Below are 8,354 nucleotides of genomic sequence, written 5' to 3'. Positions count from 1 at the left end.
CTCGATCAGCGTCTCGGCCGGGAGATAGTAATAGCCGCGGACCAGCTCGAGATAGTCACGACCGGACAGCGGCGGGCGGCTGAAGGTTCGCGGTGACGATCACCTCGGCACCGGGCTTGACCTCGTCGCGGCGGCCGGGCGCGTAGGCGACCACGGGCGTCTCGGGCGGCACCACCACGGTCTTCTCGCCGTCCTTGTACTTCACGGTCAAGATCTCGCCGGCCGTGCCCTCGGCCAGCACGGTGTCGACCGCCGCGTTGGTCATGGTGCTGCCGGGGGCGAGATCCCACGGGCGATGGCCCTCGCCGACACCGCGCTGTTGCTCGGTGAAGATGTGGATGGCGAGCGCGCGCTGGCGCCCGTCGGGCTGCGGCATCGCGGTGACGCCGATGTAGCGGCCCGCCTTGACGTCGGCCAGCGAGGCCTTCTCCAGCGCCATCACACGCGCATCCGGGGCGAGGTCGACCGACACGCTGCCGCCCTCGCGGGTGCGGATCGTCACGGCGTCGCCGTCGACCGCCGTGATCTGGCCGCGGATGCGAGCGGTCTGGGCGGCCTGCTGCGGCGCTTGCGCCATGGCGGCGCCGGCCAGCACGAAAGACAACGCGACCGCGACGAGAGATTTGACGAAGCATGCCATTGGGGGCTGGTTTCCTGCGATGCGGGGCCGGCAGGATGGCGAACCCGGCGTGCCACCGCAACGCAAGCCCGCGTGAGGGCGAGCTGCTGCCTGTCACCTCGCCCCGGCGGAGGGCTTTGCATGATCGGTCATTCCGGGACGGCGCCATCGGGTCCGGCCTTCGGCCGGCTCGACGACAGGCTCCGCGCCGGACCCGGAATCCAGCCGCGAATGCCGCGTTCGACGCTGGAGTCCGGGTTCGCGCCTTTGGCGCGCCCCCGGAATGACGGATTGGGCAATGCTCTCCAGCGGGGAGAGGACCGAATCAGCGCCCGATGTTCGGCTTTGGATTACCCCACCCCGCCCGCGGCCTTCTGAGCCGGCAGGGCGGCGGCGACGAGGTCCGCCTCGACCAGGCGGCGCAGCTCCGGCGTCACCTCGGGCGTGACGCCGAACCACAGGGCGAAGCCGCGCACCGCCTGGTGCAGCAGCATGCCGAGCCCGTCGGCGCGGCGCAGACCGCGCTCGCGCGCGGCGGCCAGCAGCGCCGTCTCGAGCGGCGCATAGACCAGGTCGGCGACGACCGCATTGGCCGGCAGCCGGCCGAGGCCGATGTCGAGCGCCGGCTGGCCGACCATGCCGAGCGTCGTGGTGTTGACCAGGAGCTGGGTCGCGCCGAACAGGCCGCGCGCCTCCTCCCAGCGGATCGGGTGGACGGCGGGACCGAAGCGCCTGGCCAGCTCCTCGCAGCGCCCGACCGTGCGGTTCGCCACATAGACGCGCGGCACGCCGCGGTCGATCAGGCCGTAGACGACGGCGCGGGACGAGCCGCCGGCGCCGAGCACCAGGGCCGTCTCGATGCCGCGGTCCCATTTCGGCGCCGAGGCGTCGAGATTGGCGATGAAGCCCTCGGCGTCCGTGTTGGTGGCGCGCAGCTTGGCGCCGTCGAGCCACAGCGTGTTGGCGGCGCCGATCTTCTTGGCGCGCTCGTCCGGAACCGCGAGCGCCAGCGCCGCCTCCTTGTGGGGCAGCGTGACATTGGCGCCGACATAGCCGCGACGGGCCAGATCCTTCACGAATCCGGCGAACTGCTCGGGCGGGACAGCTTCCACCCGGTAGTCGCCGGCGATTCCGTAGGTCGAAAGCCAGTGCCGATGGATGAGCGGCGAACGCGAATGGGCGGCGGGCCAGCCGATCACGCAGGCGGCCCGCATCCCGGACGTCGAATCCGTCATGGTTCGTCGATGACCTCGTTGCGCAGCACGCCGATCTCCGGCACCGCGACCTCGACCACGTCGCCCGGCTCGAGCCAGCGCGGCGGCTCGAACCGCGCCCCCGCCCCGACCGGGGTGCCGGTGACGATCACGTCGCCCGGCACCAGGGTGGTGAACACGCTGGCATAGGCGATCAGCTCGGCGAAGCCGAAGATCATGGCCGCCGTCGTGGCGTCCTGCCTCAGCTCGCCGTTGACCCTAGTGGTGAGCCGCATCGGCTCCTTCGGGTCGATCTCGTCGGCCGTGACGATCCACGGGCCGAGGCTGCCGGACGACTCGAAGTTCTTGCCCGGCGTGATGTTGCGCGAGCCGTGCCGCAGCCAGTCGCGCACCGTGCCCTCGTTGCACAGCGTGTAGCCGGCGACGTGGGACAGCGCCTCCTCGGCCGGGATGCGGCGGCCCTTCTTGCCGATCACCACGGCGATCTCGCCCTCGTAGTCGAGCTGCTCGGACTCGCGCGGCCGCACCAGCGGCTGCAGGTGGCCGGTGAGCGATCCGGGCGTCCGGAAGAACAGATTGGGGTATTTGGCGTCCTCGGCCGGGTCCTGGTACTCGCCCGGCCGCCCCGAATAGTTAATCCCGACGCAGATGATCTTCTCCGGCCCGACCACCGGCGGCAGGAAGCGCACCTCGCTCAGCGGATAGTCCGGCCGCACGCCCGAGGCGCCGGCCCGCAGCTCGTCGAGCGCCCCCTCGCGCAGCACGTCGAGCAGGGTCGGGAACCGCGGCCCCATGCGCAACCGCATGTCGACCACCCCGGTCCCGACGACCGCGCCGAAACCGGCCCGACCGTGGGTGATGTAGCTCGCCAGGCGCATGGCCCGTCCCCCCGAATCTTCGATCGCACACAACACCGGTCGCCGCTCCGGCGCAAGGCGGGCCGCTCCCGACCGCTTGGGGATATCCCCTGCCGGACCGGACCGGGCCGCCGGGCCGACCCGGCTCCCCGGCCGCAACCCCTTCGAAATTCGGCGCGATCGCGCTATGACCGGAGCGTCTTTCCGTCCACCCCAGCCGCCGACCGGACCGCATGAAAGCCCTGTTCATCGACTGCAACCAGCAGCTCGCGCCCGTCTTCGACCGCGTCCACCGCGCCGACGACCCGCCGATCGCCGTCAACACGGCCCCGTTCGGCCCGGCCGACCTGCCCGCCCTCTTGGCCGGCTGCGCCATCGCGCTGGACGACCACTCCTATATGCCGACCGAGCAGGTCGCGGCGTGCACGGATCTGCGGCACATCGTCTTCCTGGGCACCGGCGCGGCCAGCTACATGGACCTCGCCGCCCTGAAGGACATCGGCGTCACGGTGCACACCATCAAGGGCTACGGCGACACGGCCGTGGCCGAGCACACGGTGGCGCTGATGTTCGCCTGCGCCCGCGACGTCGCCCTGATGGACCGCCGCGTCCGGTCCGGCACCTGGACGCCGCTGGAAGGCATGCAGCTTCTGGGAAAAACGCTCGGCATCGTCGGGCTCGGCGGCATCGGCGGCGAGGTCGCCCGCATCGCCCGCGGGATCGGCATGAACGTGATCGCCTGGAACCGGACGCCGCGGCCGGAGTCCGGCATCCCCCAGGTCGGCCTCGACGAGCTGCTGGCGACCTCCGACGTGGTGTCGCTCAATCTCGTGCTGAACGACGAGACCCGCGGCATCATCGACGCGAGCAAGCTCGCGCTGATGAAGCCCGGCGCCATCCTGGTCAACACGGCGCGCGGCGCGCTGGTCGACGAGGCGGCCTTGATCGACGCGCTGACGAGCCGCCGCCTGCGCCATGCCGGCCTCGACGTGTTCCACGCCGAGCCGCTGAAGGCCGACCATCCGCTGGCGACGCTCGACAACGTGACGCTGACGGCGCACGCCGCCTTCCGCACCGCCGAGGCCTCCGAGACCCTGCTCCGCCGCGCCATCGACATCGTGCGCAAGATCACCGGGTGAGCGCGGCATCGCTGCCGCATGGGTCTTCACCACTGCCCGGCGGGGAGAGGGGAGCGCGCCGAGCACGCGGCGCGGTCGGAGATCCCACCTGACCGCGCGGACGACGGCCGCCCACACGACCCGTCGTCCGCGGGCGCGACCCGCGCATGACGGTTGGTCCGAAATCCGGCTGATCAAATCGGTGGTCATTCCGGGGCGGCGCGCAGCGCCGAACCCGGAATGAGCCGAGAGCTCCCGGATTGGCGCTGGATTCCGGGTTCGCGGCTTCGCCGCGCCCCGGAATGACGCCGAACTGATCACCCGGCAGCAGTATGATAGGCGTGGCGCACGATTGCTCATGCCGTTGCCCGTCGCCGGGACGAGCGGAGGACGGCACGCGCTCATCGCCTCCTGAAACCTTTTGCCGCAATGCCGGTTGTCGGGAGGCTCCGCCGCCGCGTGCACGACCCCGGCCGCCGGCAGGGCGCGCACGGGGAGCACATGCCCGACACCACGACCACGTCCCGGCCTTCCATCGCCCCGCACGGCTCCGCCCAGCTCCCCAAGGTCGTCCTCGACAGCTACAACGAGGAGCTGACCGACGACGAGGGCTTCGTCGGCGACCGCGCCAGCCGGCGCGCCTTCCGCTCGATCCTCGAGCGCTGGCGAAAGCCGCTGCGCGACCTCGGCGACGACCCGTTCGGCGACGAGGCGAGCGACAAGCTGAGCAAGAAGAAGCTCGACGACCTCCTGACCGCCGGAGACGCCGAAGCCGCCGGCGTGGTGCACAGCGCCATCGAGGACTTCGCCCAGGAGCTGGCGCTGGTCACCCGGCGCTTCCTCAAGCTCAAGGCGTGGCGCGACACCGAGCGCATCGTCATCGGCGGCGGCTTCCGCAACAGCCGGGCCGGCGAGCTGGCGATCGGGCGCGCCAGCGTGATCCTCAAGGCCGACAAGGTCAAGGTCGACTTCGACATGATCCGACACGATCCCGACGAGGCCGGGCTGATCGGCGCCGTGCATCTGGTGCCGGCCTGGATGTTCGAGGCGCACGACGCGATCCTGGCCGTCGACATCGGCGGCACCAACATCCGGGTCGGCATCGTCCGGCTGAACCTCAAGAAGGCGCCCGACCTCGCCAAGGCCTCGGTCGAGCGCTTCGAGCTGTGGCGGCACGGCGACGAGAAGCTCGGCCGCGACGAGGCGGTGGACCGGCTGATCGACATGCTCAAGCGGCTGATCAACCGCGCCGCCAAGGACGACCTGCGGCTGGCGCCCTTCATCGGCATCGGCTGTCCCGGCATGATCGAGCCGGACGGCTCGATCGACCGCGGCGCCCAGAACCTGCCCGGCAACTGGGAGAGTTCCCGCTTCAACCTGCCGGCCGCCCTGCACAAGGCGATCCCCCGGATCGGCGATCACGAGACGGCCATCCTGATGCACAACGACGCCGTCGTGCAGGGCCTGAGCCAGACGCCGTTCATGCAGGACGTCGACCACTGGGGCGTCTTCACCATCGGCACCGGCCTGGGCAACGCCCGGTTCACCAACCGCACGAGCGACTAGCTGCGACGCGGTGGTTCTCCGACCGTGCCGCGCGAAGGGCGCGGCTCCCTCGTCCCATCGGGGAGAGGGCTGGGGTGAGGGGAGCCGGCTCCGATGAGTCCGTCGTGAGGTGAACCTCTCCCCGCCGGGGAGAGGTGAACCGAGAATGTCGCCGCCACCTCGTTCCACACGCTCGACGCCGTCCGGCGTGCTGCACTGCACCGTCCAGCCGGCGCATGGCTGCTGCGGCCCATCGTCAGAGCGCCCCATCGCTCCGTAGACGGCGGGCCGCGGCCGCGCCAATATCGGGTCCCCTCCCGGGGAGTGCCCGCACGGGCGAGACGGCGGCCAAGTCACCACAGCGCGTCACATCACAGCAGAGTCGATACCGCCGTCGGGAGGACACCAAGGACGGAGCACGATGAACATCAAAGTCGGCAAGCAGGCGATCGCCGAGGCGTCTCAGAAGCTGAGCAATTGGGGGCGCTGGGGCAAGGACGATCAGATCGGCACCCTCAATCACGTGACGCCGGAGGACATCGTCCACGCCGCGTCGCTGGTGCGCAGCGGCAAGAGCTTCGCGCTCGGCATTCCGCTCGACCGCAACGGCCCGCAGAACGGCCTGTTCGGCGGCCGCTTCAACCCGATCCACCAGATGCTGGCGACCGGCACGGACGCCGTGGCGGGCCAGCAGGACTGGAACAAGATCCGCTACGCCGACGACACGCTCAATCTCTGCGTCCAGGGCGCGACCCATTGGGACGCGCTCGGCCACGTCTTCTACGAGGACAAGGCCTACAACGGGCACAATGCCAAGCTGATCGATTCGCGCGGCCTCGCCGTGCTGGGCATCGAGCACTCGAAGAACAAGATGGTGGGCCGCGGCGTGCTGCTCGACATCGCGCGGTTCCGTGGCGTCGACTGGCTGAAGGACGGCGAGGGCATCTCCAACGACGAGCTGAACAAGTGCGCCCGCGCCCAGAACGTCGAGATCCGCAAGGGCGACTTCGTCATCGTCCGCACCGGGCAGATGGAGCGCTGCCTCGCCGAGGGCCAATGGGGCGGCTACGCCGGCGGGGACGCGCCCGGCGTGCTGTTCGAGAACTGCTACTGGTGCCAGGAGCACCAGATCGCTGCGATCTGCTCCGACACCTGGGGCGTCGAGGTGCGGCCGAACGAGACCGACGAGGCCAACCAGCCGTGGCACTGGGTGGTGATCCCGGCCATGGGCCTGTGCATGGGCGAGATCTTCTATCTGAAGGATCTGGCCGCCGACTGCGCCGAGGACGGCGTCTACGAGTTCATGTTCTGCGGCCCGCCCTTGATCATCACCGGCGGCACCGGCTCGCCGATCAATCCGCAGGCGATCAAGTAGGGCGGCGCCGACGAGCGGACCGACATCGATCCGCCCTCGTCCTGAGGAGCGCCGAAGGCGCGTCTCGAAGGCGGGGGCGGCCCCTCGGATCGGGCTTACCCGATCTCGTCGTCTCACGATGCGCAAGTCGGCTGTGTCCGAGTAACGGTGGCCTCATGGTTCGAGACGGCGCTACGCGCCTCCTCACCATGAGGAGACATTCGGTGCCCCAACGCGGAAACCACAGGAGTCACACCATGGCCCGTCATCTCAAGCGCGGCATGGACGCGAGCGCCATCAGGGCGGCGGACGATCAGGTCCGCCGGACCGTGGAGGACATCCTCGGCAAGGTCGAGGGGCGCCGCGACGCCGCGGTGCGCGAGCTGTCGGAACAATTCGACAAATGGTCGCCCGAGAGCTTCCGGCTGAGCCCGCAGGAGATCGAGCGCGCCATTTCCCAGGTGCCGAAGCGCGACCTCGACGACGTGCGGTTCGCCCAGGCGCAGGTGCGCAACTTCGCCCAGAAGCAGCGCGACACCATGCACGACCTCGAGGTGGAGACGCTGCCGGGCGTGATCCTGGGCCACCGCCACATTCCGGTGGAGAGCATCGGCTGCTACGTGCCGGGCGGCCGCTATCCGATGGTCGCCTCGGCCCACATGTCGATCGTGACCGCCAAGGTCGCCGGCGTGAAGCGCATCATCGCCTGCGCGCCGCCGTTCAAGGGCGGACCGCATCCGGCCATTGTCGCGGCGATGCATTTCGGTGGTGCCGACGAGATCTACGTGCTGGGCGGCGTGCAGGCGGTCGCCGCGATGGCGCTCGGCACCGAGACGATCGCGCCCGTGGACATGATCGTCGGCCCCGGCAACGCCTATGTGGCGGAGGCCAAGCGCCAGCTCTTCGGCCGCGTCGGCATCGACCTGCTGGCGGGTCCGACCGAGACGCTGATCATCGCCGACGAGACGGTGGACGGCGAAATCTGCGCGACCGACCTTCTGGGCCAGGCCGAGCACGGCCCCAACTCGCCGGCCGTGCTGATCACCAACTCGGAAAAGCTCGCACGCGACACGATGAGCGAGGTCGAGCGGCTGCTGACCATCCTTCCCACCGCCGAGCTCGCCGGAAAAGCCTGGGCCGACTACGGCGAGGTGATCGTCTGCGACTCCTACGAGGAGATGGTCCAGGAGGCCGACCGCGTCGCCTCCGAGCACGTCCAGGTGATGACGCGCGACCCGGATTATTTCCTGAACAACATGCGCAACTACGGCGCCCTGTTCCTCGGCGAGCGCACCAATGTCGCCTATGGCGACAAGGTGATCGGCACCAACCACACGCTGCCGACCAAGAAGGCGGCGCGCTACACCGGCGGCCTGTGGGTGGGCAAGTTCATCAAGACCTGCACGTACCAGAAGGTGCTGAGCGACGAGGCCTCGGCCCTGGTCGGCGAATACGCCTCGCGCCTGTGCATGCTGGAGGGCTTCGTCGCGCACGCCGAGCAGGCGAACGTGAGAGTCCGCCGCTTCGGCCACCGCAACGTCCCCTACGGCGAGGCGGCGGAGTAGAAAGCGCACCGGTCTCGAGCGTCGACGCTGCGGGTGGACGCGCCTCTTGCGGTCCCTCCCCCCTTGTGGGGGAGGGACAGGG

Annotated in this window: 7 protein-coding genes; 4 read left to right on the top strand and 3 right to left on the bottom strand. The window is 70.0% G+C overall.

What is annotated here, in order from left to right; genetic code table 11:
• Positions 1 to 55: 55 nt before the first annotated feature.
• The 3 genes from CH341_RS23775 to CH341_RS23765 all read right to left on the bottom strand — a co-directional run bounded on the left by CH341_RS23775 (position 56) and on the right by CH341_RS23765 (position 2,711).
• On the bottom strand, positions 56 to 640 hold the full coding sequence (locus tag CH341_RS23775) for a single stranded DNA-binding domain-containing protein (protein WP_111421469.1): 585 nt from the start codon (positions 638 to 640) through the stop codon (positions 56 to 58).
• Between the two features lie 329 nt (positions 641 to 969).
• Positions 970 to 1,854, bottom strand: a complete 885-nt coding sequence (locus tag CH341_RS23770; RefSeq protein WP_111421468.1) for a shikimate dehydrogenase — start codon at positions 1,852 to 1,854, stop codon at positions 970 to 972.
• Positions 1,851 to 2,711, bottom strand: a complete 861-nt coding sequence (locus CH341_RS23765) for a fumarylacetoacetate hydrolase family protein (protein WP_111421467.1) — start codon at positions 2,709 to 2,711, stop codon at positions 1,851 to 1,853. The genes CH341_RS23770 and CH341_RS23765 overlap by 4 nt, the downstream gene beginning before the upstream one ends.
• 212 nt (positions 2,712 to 2,923) lie before the next feature.
• On the opposite strand from CH341_RS23765, the gene CH341_RS23760 reads away from it, so the two are divergent.
• The 4 genes from CH341_RS23760 to hisD all read left to right on the top strand — a co-directional run bounded on the left by CH341_RS23760 (position 2,924) and on the right by hisD (position 8,272).
• On the top strand, positions 2,924 to 3,829 hold the full coding sequence (locus tag CH341_RS23760; RefSeq protein WP_111421466.1) for a 2-hydroxyacid dehydrogenase: 906 nt from the start codon (positions 2,924 to 2,926) through the stop codon (positions 3,827 to 3,829).
• A gap of 480 nt (positions 3,830 to 4,309) precedes the next feature.
• Positions 4,310 to 5,374 (top strand): ROK family protein, encoded by a 1,065-nt coding sequence (locus CH341_RS23755; RefSeq protein WP_111421465.1) that lies wholly within the window; start codon positions 4,310 to 4,312, stop codon positions 5,372 to 5,374.
• Between the two features lie 400 nt (positions 5,375 to 5,774).
• On the top strand, positions 5,775 to 6,728 hold the full coding sequence (locus CH341_RS23750; protein WP_245431220.1) for a cyclase family protein: 954 nt from the start codon (positions 5,775 to 5,777) through the stop codon (positions 6,726 to 6,728).
• Between the two features lie 236 nt (positions 6,729 to 6,964).
• A complete protein-coding gene (hisD, locus tag CH341_RS23745; protein ID WP_111421464.1) occupies positions 6,965 to 8,272 on the top strand; it encodes a histidinol dehydrogenase in 1,308 nt (435 codons plus the stop codon).
• Positions 8,273 to 8,354: the final 82 nt, after the last annotated feature.

Source organism: Rhodoplanes roseus (assembly GCF_003258865.1).
GTDB classification, from domain to species: Bacteria; Pseudomonadota; Alphaproteobacteria; order Rhizobiales; family Xanthobacteraceae; genus Rhodoplanes; species Rhodoplanes roseus.
This window is presented reverse-complemented; position numbering and strand designations above follow the sequence as displayed.

Excerpts from the sequence above, each read along its gene's own strand:
- CH341_RS23755 (WP_111421465.1), top strand. The coding sequence starts at position 4,310 with ATGCCCGACACCACGACCACGTCCCGGCCTTCCATCGCCCCGCACGGC.
- CH341_RS23770 (WP_111421468.1), bottom strand. The coding sequence starts at position 1,854 with ATGACGGATTCGACGTCCGGGATGCGGGCCGCCTGCGTGATCGGCTGG.
- CH341_RS23760 (WP_111421466.1), top strand. The coding sequence starts at position 2,924 with ATGAAAGCCCTGTTCATCGACTGCAACCAGCAGCTCGCGCCCGTCTTC.
- CH341_RS23765 (WP_111421467.1), bottom strand. The coding sequence starts at position 2,711 with ATGCGCCTGGCGAGCTACATCACCCACGGTCGGGCCGGTTTCGGCGCG.
- CH341_RS23775 (WP_111421469.1), bottom strand. The coding sequence starts at position 640 with ATGGCATGCTTCGTCAAATCTCTCGTCGCGGTCGCGTTGTCTTTCGTG.
- hisD (WP_111421464.1), top strand. The coding sequence starts at position 6,965 with ATGGCCCGTCATCTCAAGCGCGGCATGGACGCGAGCGCCATCAGGGCG.
- CH341_RS23750 (WP_245431220.1), top strand. The coding sequence starts at position 5,775 with ATGAACATCAAAGTCGGCAAGCAGGCGATCGCCGAGGCGTCTCAGAAG.